The organism is Geomonas silvestris, from assembly GCF_014193515.1.
Lineage (GTDB): Bacteria > Desulfobacterota > Desulfuromonadia > Geobacterales > Geobacteraceae > Geomonas > Geomonas silvestris.
Window position 1 is genome coordinate 38951 of the sequence record NZ_BLXX01000014.1, and the last position, 19410, is coordinate 58360.

General features: G+C 60.2%; 16 protein-coding genes. 15 read left to right on the forward strand and 1 reads right to left on the reverse strand.

Going from position 1 to position 19410, the window contains the following annotated elements; all coding sequences use genetic code 11:
- Positions 1 to 76 precede the first annotated feature (76 nt).
- Positions 77 to 973 (reverse strand): DMT family transporter, encoded by an 897-nt coding sequence (locus GMST_RS18565; protein ID WP_183356201.1) that lies wholly within the window; start codon positions 971 to 973, stop codon positions 77 to 79.
- Positions 974 to 1168: 195 nt separating this feature from the next.
- Here GMST_RS18565 and GMST_RS18570 point away from each other — a divergent pair, with 195 nt between their 5' ends.
- The 15 genes from GMST_RS18570 to pruA all read left to right on the forward strand — a co-directional run bounded on the left by GMST_RS18570 (position 1169) and on the right by pruA (position 19320).
- Positions 1169 to 1909, forward strand: a complete 741-nt coding sequence (locus tag GMST_RS18570) for a basic amino acid ABC transporter substrate-binding protein (RefSeq protein WP_183356202.1) — start codon at positions 1169 to 1171, stop codon at positions 1907 to 1909.
- A 150-nt stretch (positions 1910 to 2059) separates the two neighbouring features.
- Positions 2060 to 2845 (forward strand): amino acid ABC transporter permease, encoded by a 786-nt coding sequence (locus tag GMST_RS18575; protein WP_183356203.1) that lies wholly within the window; start codon positions 2060 to 2062, stop codon positions 2843 to 2845.
- Positions 2832 to 3575 carry an amino acid ABC transporter ATP-binding protein gene (locus tag GMST_RS18580; protein ID WP_308936503.1) on the forward strand — a complete coding sequence of 248 codons (744 nt, stop codon included), beginning with the start codon at positions 2832 to 2834 and terminating at the stop codon, positions 3573 to 3575. Before GMST_RS18575 ends, GMST_RS18580 begins: the two co-directional genes overlap by 14 nt.
- 142 nt (positions 3576 to 3717) lie before the next feature.
- Positions 3718 to 5199, forward strand: a complete 1482-nt coding sequence (locus GMST_RS18585; RefSeq protein ID WP_183356204.1) for a porin — start codon at positions 3718 to 3720, stop codon at positions 5197 to 5199.
- Positions 5200 to 5351: 152 nt separating this feature from the next.
- A complete protein-coding gene (locus GMST_RS18590; RefSeq protein ID WP_183356205.1) occupies positions 5352 to 6545 on the forward strand; it encodes an ABC transporter substrate-binding protein in 1194 nt (397 codons plus the stop codon).
- Positions 6546 to 7136: 591 nt separating this feature from the next.
- On the forward strand, positions 7137 to 8012 hold the full coding sequence (locus tag GMST_RS18595) for a branched-chain amino acid ABC transporter permease (protein WP_183356206.1): 876 nt from the start codon (positions 7137 to 7139) through the stop codon (positions 8010 to 8012).
- Positions 8013 to 8017: 5 nt separating this feature from the next.
- Positions 8018 to 8941: a branched-chain amino acid ABC transporter permease gene (locus GMST_RS18600; protein ID WP_183356207.1), complete on the forward strand. Its 924-nt coding sequence runs from the start codon at positions 8018 to 8020 to the stop codon at positions 8939 to 8941.
- Between the two features lie 24 nt (positions 8942 to 8965).
- On the forward strand, positions 8966 to 9742 hold the full coding sequence (locus tag GMST_RS18605; protein ID WP_183356208.1) for an ABC transporter ATP-binding protein: 777 nt from the start codon (positions 8966 to 8968) through the stop codon (positions 9740 to 9742).
- Entirely contained in the window at positions 9735 to 10439 is a 705-nt protein-coding gene (locus GMST_RS18610; protein ID WP_183356209.1) for an ABC transporter ATP-binding protein, read from the forward strand. The genes GMST_RS18605 and GMST_RS18610 overlap by 8 nt, the downstream gene beginning before the upstream one ends.
- 1 nt (position 10440) lies before the next feature.
- Positions 10441 to 11337, forward strand: a complete 897-nt coding sequence (locus GMST_RS18615) for a DMT family transporter (protein WP_183356210.1) — start codon at positions 10441 to 10443, stop codon at positions 11335 to 11337.
- Between the two features lie 97 nt (positions 11338 to 11434).
- Positions 11435 to 11920, forward strand: coding sequence for a YbaK/EbsC family protein (locus GMST_RS18620; RefSeq protein WP_183356211.1), 486 nt, complete (start codon positions 11435 to 11437; stop codon positions 11918 to 11920).
- A gap of 209 nt (positions 11921 to 12129) precedes the next feature.
- Positions 12130 to 13491 carry a sodium-dependent transporter gene (locus GMST_RS18625; RefSeq protein ID WP_183356212.1) on the forward strand — a complete coding sequence of 454 codons (1362 nt, stop codon included), beginning with the start codon at positions 12130 to 12132 and terminating at the stop codon, positions 13489 to 13491.
- 8 nt (positions 13492 to 13499) lie between these two features.
- Complete coding sequence (gene rarD, locus GMST_RS18630; RefSeq protein WP_183356213.1) at positions 13500 to 14426, forward strand: EamA family transporter RarD; 927 nt, start codon at positions 13500 to 13502, stop codon at positions 14424 to 14426.
- Positions 14427 to 14603: 177 nt separating this feature from the next.
- Entirely contained in the window at positions 14604 to 16055 is a 1452-nt protein-coding gene (locus GMST_RS18635) for a sigma-54 interaction domain-containing protein (protein ID WP_183356214.1), read from the forward strand.
- A 256-nt stretch (positions 16056 to 16311) separates the two neighbouring features.
- Positions 16312 to 19320 (forward strand): L-glutamate gamma-semialdehyde dehydrogenase, encoded by a 3009-nt coding sequence (pruA, locus tag GMST_RS18640; protein WP_183356215.1) that lies wholly within the window; start codon positions 16312 to 16314, stop codon positions 19318 to 19320.
- Positions 19321 to 19410: the final 90 nt, after the last annotated feature.

Genomic DNA, 19410 nt, shown 5'->3' on the forward strand with positions numbered 1-19410 from the left:
CTGGCAGTGCAGGACCAGGCGGCGATGGGAGATGACACCAGGGACGAAATGGAGCGGGTAGGGGGCGTCCGGCAGGTTACGCGTCGGGAACCGCGGCAAGTTCGGGGACGCTCGGCGTTTCGTCCGGCAGCAGCTCGGATACGATCATTCCGACCAGGATCAGGACCGCGCCCAGGTAGCCGTAGGAACCAAGGCGCTCTCCGGCGGCGAAGTAGGCGTAGGCCGCGCCGAAGACCGGCTCCGTGCAGAAGATAAGAGCGGTGTGGGAGGGGCTTATGTAGCGCTGCATGGAGGTCTGCACCAGAAACGCGAAGACGGTTGCGATGACCACGCAGATGACCAGGGTCCAGAACAGCTCCGGGTACCAGACGAAGGCCTTAGGAGCGTTGCGGCCTGCGCAGGCGAGGCTCCAAAGCCCCACGGTGGCGAGCTGTACCGTCGTTAACAGGTAGATGTCGCTGCCAGCTTTGCGGGCGAACCTTCCGGTGAAGATGACGTGGAGGGCGACACAGGCGCCGCAGATGGCGCCCAAGAGGTCGCCCGAGTTGAAGCTGAGCCCCCCGTTGCCGCAGAGCAGAAAAAGACCGGCCAAGGCAAAAAAGACGCCCCACTTGATGCTGCGCCCGATCGGTGCGCGGAAGAACAGGGCGTCGAAAACCGGGACAAAGACCACGTTGAGACCGGTGAGAAAGGCGGTATTGGAAGCGGAAGTGTATTTGAGACCGACGGTTTGAAACCCGTAGGCGCCGAAGAGCAGGGTTCCGAGGACAGTTCCATTGATTAACGCCGACACGTTAAATATATTTAGTCTTAGGAAGAACCAAGGAAGCATTAGGGCGGTTGCTAGTAAAAAGCGCTGGGAAAGGAAGATAAAAACGTCGACGCGATTGATTGCGTCTTTTACAATGGTAAAGCCGACACCCCAAAAGAATGTCGTGATCAACAAAAACAACGCAGCCCGAAATTTTTTCATCTGCCACAACCTATATTTGACGTTACAAGACCTTGAATTCACACAACTGTGACCTTACGATTAACACATTCTAAATTTAGTTGCAAGAACAATTCTGATTAGTTAGTTGACAACTGCAGGAAACTTCTTTAATAGTATCCCGCAAAATGTAAACAGGTGTGTTCTGCCTAATCTAAAAACGTGCAAGGGGGAAGCATGAAATCGTTCCGTATTATGGCAGCAGTTCTGGCGCTGACCGGCATTTTCGCAACTGGGGCCCTGGCCGCCCCCAAAGAGGTGACCGTGGCAACCGATGCCACCTGGCCGCCGATGGAGATGGTTGACACCAATAAGCACATCGTCGGTTTCGACATCGACTTCATGAACGCAGTCGCCAAGGAAGCTGGTTTTAAGGTGAGCTTCAAGAATACCGCGTGGGACGGCATCTTCGCCGGCGTTGAAGCCGGTCAGTACGACGCCATCATCTCCTCCGTGACCATCACCGAAGAGCGCAAGGCCAAGTACGACTTCTCCAAGCCCTACATCAACGCAGGCCAGGTCCTGATTGTTCCCAAGGCAGAGAAGGGGACCAAGGTCTCCGACCTGAAAGGGAAGAAAATCGGCGCCCAGATCGGCACCACCGGCGCCCTGGAAGTGAAGAAAGTAGCCGGCGTGGAACTGAAGACCTATGACGAAGTCGGTCTGGCCTTCGAAGACATGGCTGCTGGCCGCGTGTCCGGCGTGGTCTGCGACGAGCCGACCGCCATCATCTACGCTCTGCAGAAAAAAGAGTACAACCAGAAATTCAAGATCGTCGGCAAGCCGTTCACCAAGGAAGCTTACGGCATCGTGGTGAAAAAAGGGAACAAGGACCTGGTCGCCCTGATCAACAAAGGGATCGACGCCGTGAAAAAGAAGAAAATCGACGAGCAGCTCAGGAAGAAATGGCTCAAGTAGCCGCTGACTCCTGACCGACCGTGTGACGTTCAGGCTGTGCGGTCCAGGTCATACTGGGCCGCACAGCTGTTACACATGCGGAGTTCAGCACAAGATTCTCGAGAGACTGTTTTTTAGCGACGCAACCTGTGGGGATGGCAAAAAAAACTGATGACTAACGAAGCAAAGAAGCAGATTATCGATGTGGGAGACGGCGCTGCCATCCCGCGCAAAAGTGACTTGGGCCTCTTTACCGCCTGGCGCATCGCCTTTTTCGGTGCCATAGGCGTCCTTGGCTATCTCGCCTACACAAAACCCGACCCCTACCTCAACATTCTCAAGTTCGTTCCCGACGGCATCTTGGTGACCTTCCAGGTGACCCTCGGGGCGATCGGTCTGGCGATCGTCTTGGGCCTTATCACCGGCCTGGGGAGGATCTCCAAGAACCGGTTCTTCAACGGTGTCGCCTCGCTCTACGTCGAGATCATCCGCGGCATCCCGCTCCTGGTTCAGATCTTCTACATTTACTACGCGCTCGGCCGCGTGGTGAAAGTCCCCGCGGTCCTTTCCGCCATTATCGCCATGGCCGTTTGCTATGGTGCTTACATGGGCGAGGTGGTGCGCGCGGGGATTGAATCGATCGCCAAGGGGCAGAACGAGGCTGCGCTCTCGCTCGGTATGAACGGGCGCCAGACCATGCTGCACGTCATTTTGCCGCAGGCCGTCAAGGTGATCCTGCCGCCGGTGGGTAACGAGTTCATCGCCCTTTTGAAGGACTCCTCGCTGGTGTCGATCATCGCCGTCGCCGACCTCTTACGCCGCGGCCGCGAATTCGCCTCTGAATCTTTCACCTATTTCGAGACCTACACGGTCATTGCGCTGGTGTACCTGATCATCACGTTGTTCTTCTCGAAGATCATCGGCGTACTGGAGGAGCGTGTCAGTGTCAACAAATAGAAGAAAAATGGTAGAGGCGACCGAGATCGTCAAGATCTACGGCTCCTTCAAGGCGCTGGATAGGGTCTCCTTCGACGTCTTCGATGGCGAGAAGGTCGTCATCATCGGTCCTTCCGGATCGGGAAAGTCGACGCTTTTGCGCTCCATCAACCGGCTCGAGGTCATTGACCGCGGCCGGATCCTGGTGGACGGCATCGACATCAACGCCGCGAAGACCGACATCACCAAGATCCGCGAGGAGGTGGGAATGGTGTTCCAGTCCTTCAACCTCTTTCCGCACAAAACCGTGCTGGAGAACCTGACCCTGGCCCAGATCGTGGTGCGCAAGCGCTCCCGCCAGGACGCCGAGGAGCGCGCCATGGCGCTTTTGGAGCGGGTGGGGTTGGCCGAGAAGGCCAAGGCCTATCCCGGGAAGCTCTCCGGTGGGCAGCAGCAGCGCGTGGCGATCGCCCGCTCGCTCGCCATGGATCCCAAGATGCTCCTCTTCGATGAGCCGACCTCGGCACTCGACCCGGAGATGATCGGCGAGGTGCTCGACGTCATGAAGAGCGTGGCGCGCGAAGGGATGACCATGGCGGTGGTTACCCACGAGATGGGCTTCGCCCGCGAGGTTGCCGACCGGGTCATCTTCATGGATGCCGGCCGCATCGTCGAGGAGGGGACCCCGGAGCACTTCTTCACGGCGCCCACCCACGACCGGGCCAAGTTGTTCCTCAGTCAGATCCTGTAGTTTGCAGGCGCACAACGGCGTGTGCTTCTTTTTGCGGTTTACTTCCTTAAAGAAAGGTGGTGGTTGTTCCCTTCAGTTGGACCCGCAGTATGTTGGCAAAGCAGGCTTGCAATTTACTACAACACTGAACGAGGAGGAATGAATGAAACGTAACAAGAAGCTTCTTGTGGCAGCCGCCGCTGGTGCGCTGACCGTCGCAGCCGCAGTACCCGCCTTCGCCCTGGAGAACGAATTCCACGGCTCCTTCACCGCTTTCTACGATCTGTCTAACTTCAGCGCAGTCGGCAACGACGGTTTCGAGCAGTTCAACGCAGCGGGCAACGGTCCCGGCACCGGCAACGCCACCGGCCTGCGCAGAATCGAGAATGGTGTCGACGTGGGTAAAGCCAAGACCGAGAATTACTTCGTGCAGCGTGCACGTCTTGGCTACACCGCCAAGGCAAGCGACAGCGCCAAGTTGGTCACCGCTTTCGAGCTGGACTACTCCTTCTGGGGTAACTCCAACTTCACCATCGGCCGCAACACCGGCGGCGGGATCGGCGCTGACAGCGTGAACCTCGAGACCAAGTCCGTTTACCTTGATCTGAAATCCTCCATGGTGAACGCCAAGATCGGTATGCAGCCGTACAACGATTCCTTCAAGGGGATCCTGTTCGACGACGACATGGCCGGGGTGCTGCTCTCGCATGACTACACCAATGCCAGTGTTTCCGCCGGTTACTTCCGTTTCCTCGGCGACGCCCTTGGGAAAAACACCTGGGATATGATCTCCCTCGACGGCAAGTACGACATCTCCAAGAACTTCAAGGTCGGCGCTGCCTACTACTACATCAAGGACAACCGTTCCAACGGCTCCACCTCCACCACCGTGGCGAGCAACCCGCCGTCCGCCTTTGTTGACGGGGCCGGCAACCCGATCTACCCGGCTGGCACCACCTTCACCACCACAACGACCGCAAACGCACCCAACGACGTTAAGATCCACACCCTGGGCCTCAACGCTGAAGGCGTGATCGGTCCGGTTACCCTGAACGGTTTTGCAATGGCTCAGTTCGGCGACATCAGCGACGTCGTGAACGGCAACCAGAGCGTCACCCGCGCCGCCCACGGCTACGCCCTGAACCTGGGTGCCAAGGCTCCGGTCTTCGGCGGCACCCTGCGCTCCGAGTTCCTCTACGTAGCAGGTGGCAAGAACGCCTGGTACGTTCCGGCTAACCAAAACTCCGGCACCAGTGGCGGCGCCTTCTACGACGGCGAAATGATCATGCTGCTGCGTGACAAAAACGCCAAGACCATCGACCAGGCGCTCATCTTCGACGTGAACAACTACAACCAGGGCGTTATCCTCGGCACCATCGGGTACGACCACGCTTGCACCGACAAGATCACCAGCTCCATCAACGCCGGTTTCGCCGCTATCGCCAAAGATGTCGGCGTGGCTACCGCTCCGCGTCACAACAGCAACTACATCGGCACCGAGCTGAACCTCGAGTCCAACTACAAGCTCAACGCCAACACCACCCTCGGTATTCGCGGCGGCTATGTGTTCCTGGGCGACTACTTCCGTGGCCTGAACGCAGACAACCCGTACGACATGAAAATCATCGCCAGCTACGCATTCTAGTTGACGAAACCCGCCTCTCCAGCAACACCCGGAGAGGCGGGTTTTTTGTAAACAGTACCTTCTTTAACACTTGACAGTAAGGGTTTTATGTAGTTAGTTTAACGCCTGTTGACAATTCATGTGATCAAATCAATCAAGAGGAGGTAGTCTGCATGAGCTTTAAGAAGATGAGCGCATTGCTTCTGGTGGCGATGCTCGCAGTTGGCGCGTTCGGCTGCAAGAAGAAGGAAGAGGCTTCGAAAGAGGCTGCTGCTCCGGCCGCTGCGGCTGGTAACACCGTGAAAATCGGCTTCCTGGGCGCACTCACCGGCGACGTCGCGATGTTCGGCAAGCCGACCCTGGAAGGGATGAAGATGGCTGCCGACGAGATCAACGCAGCCGGCGGCGTGCTCGGCAAGAAGATCGAGATCGTCGAAGCTGACGACCGCGGCGACAAGCAGGAAGGCGCTTCGGTTACCCAGAAGTTCGTGTCCCGCGACAAGGTCGTGGCCATCGTCGGCGACCCGACCACCGGCATCACCAAGGTTGCCGCTCCGGTTGCCCAGAAGGCAGGCGTGGTACTGCTCTCCGCTGGCGCCACCGGCCCGGGCGTTGTCGAGATCGGCGACTACATCTTCCGCGACACCCTGCTCGACTCGATCGCCATCCCGGCCTGCATCGAGTTCTTCGCGAAAGACATGAAGTTCAAGAAGGTTGCCATCGTTACCTCCGACAACAACGACTACTCGGTCGGTCTCTCCCAGACCTTCCGCGATGCGGCCAAGAAGGTGCCCGAGATCAACATCGTTGCTGACGAGAAAGTCAAAGACGGCGACAAGGACTTCTCCGCACAGATCACCAACATCAAGGCCAAGAAGCCGGACGTCATTCTGTTCTCCGGTTACTACACCGAAGGCGCCCTGATCATGAAAGAAGCCCGCAAGCAGGGGCTCAAATGCCCGATGTTCGGCGGCGACGGCCTCTTCTCGCCGAAGTTCATCGAACTGGGTGGCCAGGCTGTGGAAGGCTCCATGTCCGCTCTGGGCTTCTCCACCGAGCAGGCTTCCCCGGAGACCGCCAAGTTCATCGAAAGCTTCAAAGCCAAGCACAACGGCGAGCTGCCGGGCCTCTTCGACGCCCAGGGCTACGACGCTGTGATGCTGCTGGCCGACTCCATGAAGCGCGCCAACAGCGTTGATCCGAAGGCTTTCAAAGACGCGCTGGCCAAGACCAAGGGCTTCGCGGGCGTTTCCGGCACCATCAGCATGCAGGCTAACCGCGAACCGATCAAGTCGCCGCTGAGCCTTCTCTACGTGAAGGACGGCAAGTTCGTCCTGAAGGCAAAAGTACCCGTCAAGATGGACTAGTTCCGCTTGACTCTGCAGCAACCGAACGGCCCCGCAATCGCGGGGCCGTTTTTTTTGTTTTAAAACGGCAAGAGGGGAGGGGAACAACCGGTGTTTGGCCAAAGAGGAACCCGCTGCTCTCTCAACGCCTGGAACCTGGAATCGCCCTGGACAAGGTACAGATGTAAAGTTTTTTATCTACCGCCGCAGCATGCCGACTTGCTTAGAAACGTCTTAGGTGGTTTGGCAAAAATTTCAAGCCAATCAAAAGTTTAACTTTACTAAACTGTATCTCGTAGTGTAAAGTGACGCGGCTGTAGAGGTTATACCAATGTCACCAACTGTACCTGTTGACGTTGCCTGCGCCCGGTCCTGTACGTTGATTCCCTGTTTTATTTCTGGACGTACCCCGCAGGGTGTGCTGTATACGCTAAATCACCAAAAGCTTGCATGCTTAGCGTGTTTTATGGTATACAGCTTCGACGCATCTCTGTTTTATTGTTACTTCTCCGCATTGCAATGAACACTTTTATGGAATGAACTTACTGAACTCCTCTTCATCCCTTTAAGTCTTCTAGATTTGTAAAATCCTATAGTCCGAAGGAAGTCGACATGTTCCTGCAACAGCTTATCAATGGAATAGCCCTCGGCAGCGTGTATTCACTGATCGCACTGGGCTACACCATGGTCTATGGCATCATCACGCTGATCAACTTTGCCCATGGCGAGATCTTCATGGTCGGGGCCTTCGTCGGTCTGCTGCTGATCTCGGTGGCCAAGGTAAATATCTTCTTCGCAATCATCGGCGCCATGGTCTTCTGTATGGTGCTGGGTGTGGTCGTGGAGTTGGTCGCCTACCGGGCCCTGCGCAAGTCCTCCCGTCTTTCGGCGCTGATTTCTGCCATCGGCGTCTCGATCTTCCTCTCTTCCTTGGCCCTGATGGTCTTCGGAGCTGACGCCAAAGGCTTCCCGGACAACGCTTTCCCGGTAACCCAGTTGCACATCGGTAACGCCGATGTCTCCACCTTGCAGTTGGTCATCATCGCGGTCTCCGCGCTGCTCATGATGGGTCTTGAATTCATCGTCCAGAAGACCAAGATCGGCAAGGCGATGCGCGCCACCTCCGAGGACTACAACACCTCCGCCCTCATGGGGATCAACGTGAACCGCGTCATCTCCTTCACCTTCGCCCTCGGTTCCGCATTGGCTGCTGCCGGCGGGGTGCTGGTCGGCGTCCTTTTCAACGCGGTCTCCTTCAACATGGGTCTCATGGCAGGCCTCAAGGCCTTCGCTGCTGCTGTCTTGGGCGGCATCGGCTCCATCCCCGGCGCCATGCTGGGCGGCCTTCTGCTCGGCGTCTCCGAAGTCTTTGGCGTGGCGATCGGCTACTCTTCCTACCGTGACGCCATCGCGTTCTCCATCCTGGTGCTCGTGCTCCTCTTGAAGCCTACCGGCCTCTTGGGACAAAAAATAACGAAGAAGGTGTAGATTCAATGGGTGCTACTTTACAGAGCTTTCTCGCCGGATTTGACCCCTATCTGCTGCAGATCCTGGTGAACATCGGGATCGCGATCGTCCTGGCATTGGGACTCAACGTGATCGTCGGCCTCACCGGCCAGCTTTCCTTGGGGCACGCGGCCTTCATGAGCATCGGCGCCTTCGCCAGTGCGCTGATCACCAACAAGCTCGGGCTCGCCTTCGGGGCGAACCTGATCCTTACCGGTGTGATCACCGCGGTGGTAGCCGCCATGATCGGCTTCCCGATCCTGCGGCTGACCGGCGATTACCTGGCCATCTGCACCCTCGGTTTCGCCGAGATCGTCAAGGTCTTCTTCCTGAACTTTGAGCCGGCCAACAAGGCGCTCGGTCTCACGGTTCAGAACGCGAAGACCGAGATCCCCATTCCGATCTGGGTCTTCATCGTCGCCGTCCTCTCCGTGGTGCTGGTCTCCTTTGTGCAGACCTCGCGCTTCGGTCGCGCGCTGAAGGCGATCCGCGAGGACGAGATCGCGGCCGAGGCTATGGGGATCAACCTGACCCGGTACAAGATCCAGGCCTTTGCGCTGGGCTCCTTCATGGCAGGCGTCGGCGGCGGGCTCTACGCCCACTTCCTGAGCTACATCAACCCGTCCGACTTCGGCTTCCTGAAGTCGGTCGATATCCTCAGCATGGTGGTGCTGGGCGGCCTGGGGAGCGTCCCGGGGACCGTCTTCGGCTCCGCGGTGTTGGCGAGCGCCCCTGAGTTCCTGCGTTTCATGTCCCAGTACCGCATGCTGGTGTACGGCGCCCTCCTGGTCTTCTTGATGGTGTTCCGCCCCAACGGCCTCATGGGCGGCGTGAACGTCATGGACCTTTTGCTGCGCGCCATCGGCAAGAAGCCGGCCGGTGTTGCCTTTAAAGAGAAACCTACTACTTAATACTTCACGATAGCGAGAGCCAGCATGTCTATTCTTAAACTCGAAGACGTTACCATCCGCTTTGGCGGCCTGGTGGCAGTCGATAAAGTGAACCTGTCGGTAGACAAGGGGACCATCGTCGCGCTGATCGGCCCCAACGGTGCAGGCAAGAGCACCATGTTCAACCTGATCACCGGAATCTACAAGCCGACCGAAGGGAAGATCTCCTTCAACGGCGAGACCATCTCCGGCAAGGCCCCGAACCTGATCGCCGCCGGCGGCATCGGCCGCACCTTCCAGAACATCAGGCTGTTCAGCCAGTTGACCGTTCTGGAGAACGTGCTGATCGGTGCGCATACCCGCGGCAGCCAGGACCTGACCGGCGCCTGCCTGAAGTTCATGCCCTGGGTGCGCCGCGAGGAAGGGAGACTGCACGACCTGGCCATCAAGTGCCTGAAGCAGGTCGACCTGACCTATAAGGCGTACGAGCTTGCCGGCAACCTCCCGTACGGCGAGCAGCGCCGCCTCGAGATCGCCCGCGCGCTCGCCATTGAGCCGCAGATCATCCTTCTGGACGAACCGGCCGCCGGCATGAACCCGCAGGAGAAACAGGTGCTCGCGGAGATGGTGCAGGCGATCAGCAAGACCGGCGTCACGGTCTTCCTGGTGGAGCACGACATGAAATTCGTCATGGGTATCTCGGACCGGATCAACGTGCTGGACTACGGCGTGAAGATCGCGGAAGGGACCCCGGAGGAGATCCGGGCCAATCCGAAGGTCATCGAGGCGTACCTCGGTAAAGGAGCTGCCGCTGATGCTTAAGGTCGATAATATCTACGTGAACTACGGTGCCATCAAGGCGCTGCAGAATGTCTCCTTCGAGATCAACACCGGCGAAATTGTGGCGCTCATCGGGGCCAACGGCGCCGGCAAGACCACCATCCTCAACACCATCTCCAACATCGTCCCCTCGGTATCCGGCAAGATCACCTACGAGGGGAAGGACATCACCAAGACCGCGCCGCACGACATCGTGAAGGTAGGTATCTCGCAGGTTCCGGAAGGGCGCCGCGTCTTCGCCAAGATGAGCGTTCTCGAGAACCTGGAGATGGGCGCCTACACCCGCAGCGACAAGGCTGAAATCGCTGCCGACATCGAAAAGATCTTCCAGCGCTTCCCGCGTCTTAACGAGCGCAAGAAGCAGCCGGCCAAGACCCTTTCCGGCGGCGAGCAGCAGATGCTGGCCATGGGGCGCGCGCTGATGAGCCGCCCGAAGCTGCTGCTTTTGGACGAACCGTCCATGGGCCTCGCGCCGATGCTGGTGGAGCAGATCTTCCAGATCATCCAGGAGATCAACAAAAGTGGCACCACCATCCTCTTGGTCGAGCAGAACGCCAACATGGCGCTCTCCATCGCGCACCGCGCCTACGTCCTTGAGACCGGCGAAGTCGTCATGCAGGGAGACGCCAAGGAGCTGGCGCGCAGCCCCGAGGTAAGAAAGGCGTACCTGGGAGAGTAGTGTGCCCGCAGTTGCGACAAGCAAACCCTGGATAAACCCCTACCTGGCCATCCTGGTAGGGGTTTATGCCGTTTCTTTCTCCTCCATCTTCGTGCGGCTCGCCACGGCCCCTCCGCTCATCATTGCGGCCTACCGGCTGATCTTCACCTTCTGCATCCTTGCGCCCTTTACTCTGTACGGCGGTGCCGTCGCCCTCAAGAAGATGACCGGGCGTCAGGTTGCGTTGGCGGCGGGGAGCGGCATCTTCCTCGCCCTGCACTTCGTCACCTGGTTCACCTCCCTTAAATACACCTCCATCGCCAGTTCCGTGGTGCTTGTCACCACCCAGCCGCTCTTCGTGGTAATCGGCTCCTTTTTGTTCTTTAAGGAGCGCGTGCCGCGTGTGGCCATGTGGGGAGGCTTTCTCGCCATGCTTGGGAGCCTGGTCATCGGCGCCACCGACTTCCAGGTCGGCGAGCGCGCCTTTCTGGGGGACCTGTTGGCGCTCTTCTCGGCGGTCATGGTGGCGGGGTACATGCTGCTCGGGCGCCGGTTGCGCGGCGACGTGGAGATCTCCGGCTACACCTTCGTGACCTACGGAGCCAGTGCGGTCGTGCTTGCGGGGAGTGCTCTGGCGGGTGGTTTTTCCTTTTATCCGTATCCCGGGCAGGACTGGCTGATCTTCGCGGCCCTTGCCCTGGTCTGCACCGTTTTCGGGCACACCGTCTTCAACTGGGTGCTGCGCTACGTCCAGGCATCGGTGGTGTCGGTGAGCATCCTCGGTGAGCCGTTGGGGGCGATTCTCTGGGCCGCGGTGTTTCTGGGCGAGAACCCGACGCTGCGCCAAGTCGGCGGCGGCGCGCTCATCTTCGCCGGGCTGTACCTCTTCACCCGTGCGACGGCGCGCAGCGGCGCTTGAGCCAGGCTCACTCGTCCTCACCCTTTTCCCGGTGGGGGAGGGGAATCCGTTGTGTGGTTTTGTTGTGAGGTCGAGAAATCAGTCACTTGGAGGATGCATGACTACTACTCTTAGCCCCAGCGCGCAGAAGGTGCAAAAGGCCCTCGCCGGGTTCGGGCTCGACCTGCAGGTAAAGGAACTTACCGACAGCACCCGCACCGCGCAGGATGCGGCCCAAGCCGTCGGGTGTGATGTCGGGCAGATCGTGAAGTCCCTGGTGTTCCGTGGCAAAAGCAGCGGCGAGGCTGTCTTCGTGGTCGCCAGCGGTGCCAATCGGGTGGACGAGAAGGCGCTGGCCGTGCTGGTCGGTGAGAAGATCGAGAAGGCCGATGCCGATTTCGCCCGCGAGAAGACCGGCTTTGCTATCGGTGGTGTCCCGCCGGTCGGGCACCCCGCGCCGCTGCATACCTTCATCGACGAAGATCTCCTGCAGTATGACGAGGTCTGGGCTGCGGCCGGTACTCCCAACGCCCTGTTTTCGCTGACGCCTGAGCAGCTCTGCCAGATCACCGCCGGCCAGGTGGTTACCATCAGGAAGGGCTAGCAGGCTCAGCTCCTCTCGTTCCCGTGCCCCGGCGTGGGAGCGCATCTGGGGACGCTCCCGATGTTCCCGGTCTTCGATGCTCGTTGCGCCCTGTTGCGGATGCGGCAGCGTTCTGCTTTGTGAGTGCTGTTTGATAAGAATAGACTTTTGTTTGCGTTTTCACTCTCCTGCCCGGAGATAATCTGCCCTAGAAAAGGACGTACCTGTACATGGAAACCACCAAGGTAAAACGTGACAGCTTCACCACCGGTCTTGGCGTCATCGCCGCCACCCTCGGCTCTGCAGTAGGCTTGGGCAACATCTGGAAGTTCCCCGCCTTGACCGGGTTGAACGGCGGGGCGGCCTTCATCATCATCTACCTCCTGTCGACCCTCATGGCCGGACTGCCGATCATGATCTCCGAACTCCTCCTGGGGCGGCGCTCCAAGTCGGATGCTCTCACCACCTTCCGGGTGCTCTATCCGAAGCGGGAGTCTTGGGCGCTCATCGGCGCCGCGGGTGTCGTCTCCGCCTTCCTGATCCTCGCGTTCTACACCGAGGTCGCCGGCTGGGTCGTGGCTTACGTCTTCAAGGCGCTCTCCGGGAACATCCTCTCCAGTGACCCCAAGGTGACCGGCGCGGCCTTCGAGAGGCTGATCACCGACCCGTACCAGTCGATCCTGTGGCAGTGCGTCGTGCTGGTCTACGTCGGCATCATCATCATCCTGGGCGTTTCCAAGGGTATCGAAAGCACCACCAAGAAGCTGATGCCGGTGCTCTTCCTTATCCTGGTCCTCATCGGCATCAGGAACCTGACCCTTCCGGGGGCGGCTGCCGGCCTGAACTTCCTGTTCCACCCGGACTTCTCGAAGGTCACCGGCGCCGTGGTGCTCACCGCCATGGGCCTTGCCTTCTTCAAGCTCTCCGTCGGCATGGGCACCATGATCACCTACGGCAGCTATTTCAGGGACGACCAGAACATCCCGATGACCGCCGTGCGCGTCATGCTGGCCGACCTTACCGTCTCGATCCTGGCCGGCATCGCCATCTTCCCGGCCGTGTTCACCTACGGCTTCAAGCCGGAGGCCGGCCCGTCGCTCTTGTTCATCACCATCCCGGCGGTCTTCTCCCAGATGCCGTTTGGCCGCGTGTTCGTCGTCGCCTTCTTCGTATTGGGCGCCATCGCCGCGACCGGGGCCATGCTCTCCATCATGGAGGTGCCGGTTGCCTACCTGCACCAGCGCTTCGGCGTGTCGCGCGTCAAGGCCACGGTGCTCACCGTGGTGCTCCTGGCGCTGATCGGCTCCACCGCTGCACTCTCCAACAGCGTTCTCGCCAACTTCAAGGTCTTCGGGATGACCATGTTCGACCTCTACGACTTCCTGACCTCGAACCTGCTCATGCCGCTGGGTGGCCTGTTCATCTGCATCTTCGTAGGCTGGGTCTGGGGCAAGGAGAAGGTCGCCGCCGTTTTGTCCAACGATGGGGCCTTGCATAATTCCGCGGTTATCTCTATATTCCTGTTCATTGTGCGTTACGTGGCGCCGGTGACCATCCTGGTCATCCTGCTGCGGGGATTAAAGATAATCTAGGAGTAGCTGTGGCAGAGGCTGTCGGGAGTGGTGAGAGTGGGGTAGGGGGGGAGTCGGCACAGCGTCAGGGGGTCTTTTTCGGGTTGGCCGCCTACCTGTGCTGGGGGGTTTTCCCGGTCTACTTCAAGTCGGTACACGTCGTAACACCGCTCGAGATGGTTTCGCACCGCATCTGCTGGTCGTTAGCTTTTCTGATGATCCTGGTCCTGGGAAAAGGGGCCTGGCGCGACATGCTGCAGCTGTTCGCCAGGCCCAAATCCCTCGCCGTCCTCTGCCTCTCCACGCTGCTCATCGCCGCCAACTGGCTGGTGTTCATCTACGCCATCAACGCGGGGGAGGTGCTGCAGTCCAGCCTCGGCTACTTCATAAATCCCCTGGTGAGCGTGCTGCTCGGCTTCGTCTTCTTAAAGGAGCGCCTGGTGCGGGTGCAGTGGGTGAGCATCCTGCTGGCGGCCCTTGGGGTGGTCTACCTGGCCGTCTCCTTCGGCGTCATGCCCTGGATCTCGCTCCTCCTGGCGGCTACCTTCGGCCTTTACGGGCTGATCCGCAAATCGCTCAAGGTCGATCCGCTGGTGGGGCTCACCGTCGAGACCCTGCTTCTGGCACCGATTGCCTTCTCCTATCTCCTCTGGATGCAGCGACACGGCAGCGCCGCCTTTCTCTCGGGGTCTTCCCGGCTCGATTTCCTCATCTCGCTCTCCGGCATCGTAACCGCCGTCCCGCTTTTGCTCTTCATCGGGGCCACCAAGAGGCTGCGCCTCGCCACCGTCGGCTTTCTGCAGTACATCACGCCGACCCTGCATTTCCTCCTCGCCGTCCTCATCTACGGGGAGACCTTCACCCATGCCCACCTGGTGAGCTTCGGCTTCATCTGGTGCGGCCTCGCCCTCTACTCCTTCAACGCCTATAAAAGCGTCAGAGAAAAGACCGTTTAAGTCGAGCCGTTCTGTGGCTGAGGAGTCGTTTCCTCGCTTCGTTCTGAGTTCTTTGCCGTTGCCGCTCAACGACGTGACCGCTCGGTGCTTTTCCTCTGTCGTTCCACTATCCTCTCTTGCATATCCCATGCATTTGTGCATAATGGGGCGTCCGGCAAAATCTTCGAGGTTTAGTGCATGTCCGATACCCTGAACAACGATTCCAGCTCCCTTACCGTCGAGGAGCTCGCCCGCCAGATGCGGGCCTTCCAGGAACAGACCCGCGAGCTCGACGCCATCATCGACTCCTCCTCGGACGGGCTCTGGATCTGCGACGCCGAGGCGCGGGTGATCCGCATCAACCCGGCCTCGGAGCGCATCAACAACATCCGTGCCGGCGAGGTCGTCGGCAAGAACATGCGGGAACTTTTGGAGCAGGGGTTCATCGACCGGTCGGCAGCCCTCGAGGCGCTCACCTCGCGCTCCGTGGTGAGCCAGCTGCAAAACCGGGAAGGGCGCAAGTTGATCTCTACGGGCACCCCGGTCTTCGACGAGGGCGGCCAGGTGATCCGCGTGGTGGTGAGCGAACGGGACATCACTGAGATCGACAACCTGCAGCGCGAACTTGAAGAGCAGGAGGCGATCCGGGACCAGTTCCGCAGCCACATGCTGGAGATGCGCCAGGCGGACCTGGAATCGCGGCGCGTCATCGCGCGCAGCCCGGCCATGCTGAAGGCGCTGCGCCAGGCGCTCAAGGTGAGCGCGGTCAACTCGACGGTGCTGATCCTCGGCGAATCCGGGGTAGGGAAGGGGCTCATCGCCGACCTGATCCAGAAGAACTCGAGCCGCGCCGAGAAACCGCTCATCGAGATCAACTGCGGCGCCATCCCCGAATCCCTCATCGAATCCGAGCTGTTCGGCTATGAGAAGGGGGCCTTTACCGGCGCGCAGTCCGGCGGCAAACCGGGTTACCTGGAGCTTGCCGACGGCGGCATCCTCTTCCTCGACGAGATCGCGGAGCTCCCACCCGCGGCCCAGGTGAAGCTCCTGCGCTTCCTGGAAAACGGCCGGGTGATCCGCCTGGGCGGGACCAAGGCGCGCCACCTGGACGTGAGGATCCTCGCCGCCACGCATCGCAACCTCGAGGAGATGGTAAAGCAGGGGAGCTTCCGGCTCGATCTCTACTACCGCCTCAACGTGATCCCGATCCACGTTCCGGCCTTGCGCGACCGCAAGGACTGCATCCTGCCGCTGATCCGGCACTACATGGACCTCTTCGGCGAGCGGGACTCGATCCGCAAGCGGCTGACCCGCGCTGCCCAGGATGCGCTTTTGGCCTACGACTACCCCGGCAACGTGCGCCAGCTCATGAACATCTGCGAGCGCCTGGTGGTCATGACCGAGGGGAACCTGATCGACCTCAAGGATTTACCCGCCGAGATCGCCGCAGGCGGCAGCGCCACCCCCGGCCCGAGTGCGGTCTGGCCCGAGGAGATGACCCTCCAGGAAACCCTGGACAGCGTCGAGCGCTCCGTGCTGCAGAAGGCGCTGGCGAAGTACGGGAACCAGGTGAAGATGGCCGAAGCGCTCGGCGTGAACCAATCGACGATCGCCCGGAAATTGAAGCGGCACGGGCTGGGAACTACCTAAAGCCCGTGCTCAATATGCAGTAGTGCATAACGAAGCTCCGCTCATTCCGGGACTCCCTCCGGCTCCGCCTCGCTTTTTCCCGCCACAACGTGCCATCCCTCCGGCTAACTAGCTGAAAAGTCATATACGGATTTCTAGCGTCCGCCATTTCGCCGTTCCGGCAGTCTCATCTCCCGCCTCGTGGCACGCCTTGTGCTAATATATTCCCTGGTTATCAATTTAGTGCACCTCGTGGCAAACCATAGACAAGGAGCTTTTGATGAACAGTGAATTGAACAGCAAGGTTGTTGGACGCGGCAAGGAGTTCTTCTCCACCATCTCCGGCGAGAAGCCGTCCCTCTTCAACAAGGGAGCCTGGATGGGCAAGGTGATGGACTGGAGTATGAAGAACGAAACTTTCAAGATCCAGATGTTCCGGTTCGTCGACGTTTTCCCGTCGCTCACCACCGGCAAGCTCCTCACCGACCACATCCGCGAATACTTCGGCGAAGAAAAGGACATGCCGCCGGTCCTCTCCACCGGAGCCAAGGTGGCCGGCATGCTCGGCTCCTTCGGCGGTGCAGTGCTCAACAAAGTCCTCACCACCAACATCCAGGAGATGGCCCGCCAGTTCGTGGTCGGCGAGAACACCAAGGAAGCCATCAAGAACATGGAGAAGCTTCGTAAGGACGGCTTCGCCTTCGTCGTCGACGTCCTTGGTGAGGCAACGCTTTCCGAACACGAGGCCGACGTCTACATGAACACCTACCTGGAGCTGCTCGACTCGCTGAAGAGCCAGTACCAGGACTGGAAGCCGCTTGGGAACTATGGCAACGCCAACCTCGACTGGGGCCACGCTCCCAAGGTCAACGTCGCCATCAAGCCGACCGCGCTGTTCTGCCTTGCCAACCCGCAGGACTTCGAAGGTTCCGTCGAGGCGATCCTGAAAAGGGTGCGCATCATCGCCAAGAAGGTCATCGAGCTGGATGGCTTCCTGTGCATCGACATGGAGTCCTACCGCCACAAGGACATCATCCTCGAGGTGTACAAAAGGCTGAAGCTCGAGTACCCGGACTACGACCAACTGGGGATCGTGCTGCAGGCCTACCTGGTGGATACCGACCAGGACCTGCCGGCCCTGCTCAAGTGGGCCCGCGACAACAAGGTGAAGATCTCCATCCGCCTGGTGAAGGGCGCCTACTGGGACTACGAGACCGTCAAGGCCAAGCAGAACGACTGGAAAATCCCGGTCTGGACCATCAAGGCCGAGTCCGACGCCGCCTACGAGCGCCAGGCCCGCATGATCCTGGAGAACGCCGACATCTGCCACTTCGCCTGCGCCTCGCACAACATCCGCACCATCTCCGCCGTCATGGAAATGGCCCGCGAGCTGAAGGTGTCCGACGATCGCTACGAGTTCCAGGTGCTCTACGGCATGGCCGAGCCGGTGCGTAAGGGGATCCTGAAGGTCGCCGGCCGCATCCGCCTCTACTGCCCGTACGGCGACATGGTCCCGGGGATGGGCTACCTGGTGCGCCGCCTTCTGGAGAACACCGCGAACGAGTCCTTCCTGCGCCAGAGCTTCGCCGAGGACGCCCAGATCGAGCGCCTGCTGGAAGATCCGATCGTCACCGTGGAGCGCGAGAAAGCAGCCCGCGCCGCCAAGCAGAAGCCGGAAGAGAAGGGGCCGGGCGGCCTGAAGCCGTTCTTCAACGAGGCGATGGTCGACTTCACCCGCGCCGACCATCGCGCCGAGTTCCCGAAACAGATCGCCGCAGTGCGCCAGCAGCTGGGCAAGAACTACCCGCTCTTTATCGGCGGCAAGGAAGTGAAGAGCGCCGACACGCTCCCCAGCGTGAACCCGGCGAAACCCTCCGAGGTGGTCGGCGTGATCTGCCAGGCCGGCACCAAGGAAGTCGGCGAGGCGATCGCCGCTGCGAAGAGCGCCTTCCCGGCGTGGCGCGACACCGCACCGGCGGACCGAGCCCAGTACCTGATCAAGGCCGCAGCCATCGCGCGCCGCCGCGTCTTCGAACTCTCGGCATGGCAGGTGCTGGAGATCGGCAAGCAGTGGGACCAGGCCTACGCCGACGTCACCGAGGCGATCGACTTCCTCGAGTACTACGCACGCGAGATGATCAAGCTCGGCAAGCCGAAGCGCGTCGGCAACGCTCCGGGCGAGCTGAACCACTACTTCTACGAGCCCAAAGGGGTCGCCGCGGTCATCGCCCCCTGGAACTTCCCGCTCGCCATCGGCATGGGTATGGCGTCCGCCGCCATCGTGGCCGGTAACTGCGTGGTCTTCAAGCCTTCCGGCATCACCTCGGTGATCGGCTGGCACATGGTCGAGATCTTCCGCGAAGCCGGGCTCCCCGCCGGCGTCTTCAACTACACCCCGGGCCGCGGTTCGGTCATGGGCGACTACCTGGTGGACAGCCCGGACGTCTCCCTGATCGCCTTCACCGGCTCGATGGAGATCGGCCTCAGGATCATCGACCGCGCCGCCAAGGTCTACCCGGGCCAGGAGAACGTGAAGAAGATCGTCTGCGAGATGGGCGGCAAAAACGCCATCATCATCGACGACGACGCCGACCTGGACGAGGCGGTTCCCCACGTGCTCTACTCCGCCTTCGGCTTCCAGGGGCAGAAGTGCTCCGCCTGCTCACGTGTCATCGTGCTGGACGCAGTCTACGACAAGTTCATCGAGCGCCTGGTCTCCATGGCCAAGGCGACCCTGGTCGGCCCCTCCGAGGATCCGGCCAACTACATGGGCGCCGTTGCCGACGACAAGGCGATGAAGACCATCCTCGAGTACGCCGAGATCGGCAAGAAGGAAGGGCATGTCCTCTACGAGAGCAAGGTTCCCTCTGAGGGTTACTTCGTGCCGATGACCATCATCGGTGGCATCAAGCCGGAGCACCGCATCGCCCAGGAGGAGATCTTCGGACCGGTCCTCGCCGTGATGCGCGCCAAGGACTTCGACCAGGCGATCGAGTGGGCAAACTCCACCAAGTTCGCCCTTACCGGCGGCGTCTTCTCCAGAAGTCCGGAACACCTGGCTCAGGCTCGTCGTGAGTTCCGCGTCGGAAACCTGTACCTGAACCGCAACAACACCGGCGCCCTCGTCGGCCGCCAGCCGTTCGGCGGTTCCCGGATGTCGGGCGTCGGCACCAAGGCGGGCGGGCCGGATTATCTGCTGCACTTCATGGATCCGCGCGTCGTCACCGAGAACACCATGCGCCGCGGCTTCGCACCGGTCGAAGAGGACGACGACTGGGTCGCCTAGTACCGGGCTGGTGAATGGGCACTGCGTGGATGAAATTGGGGAAGGGGGTGCACCCCGCGGTGCCACTTCTCCCCGAGTCCCCATCCATCC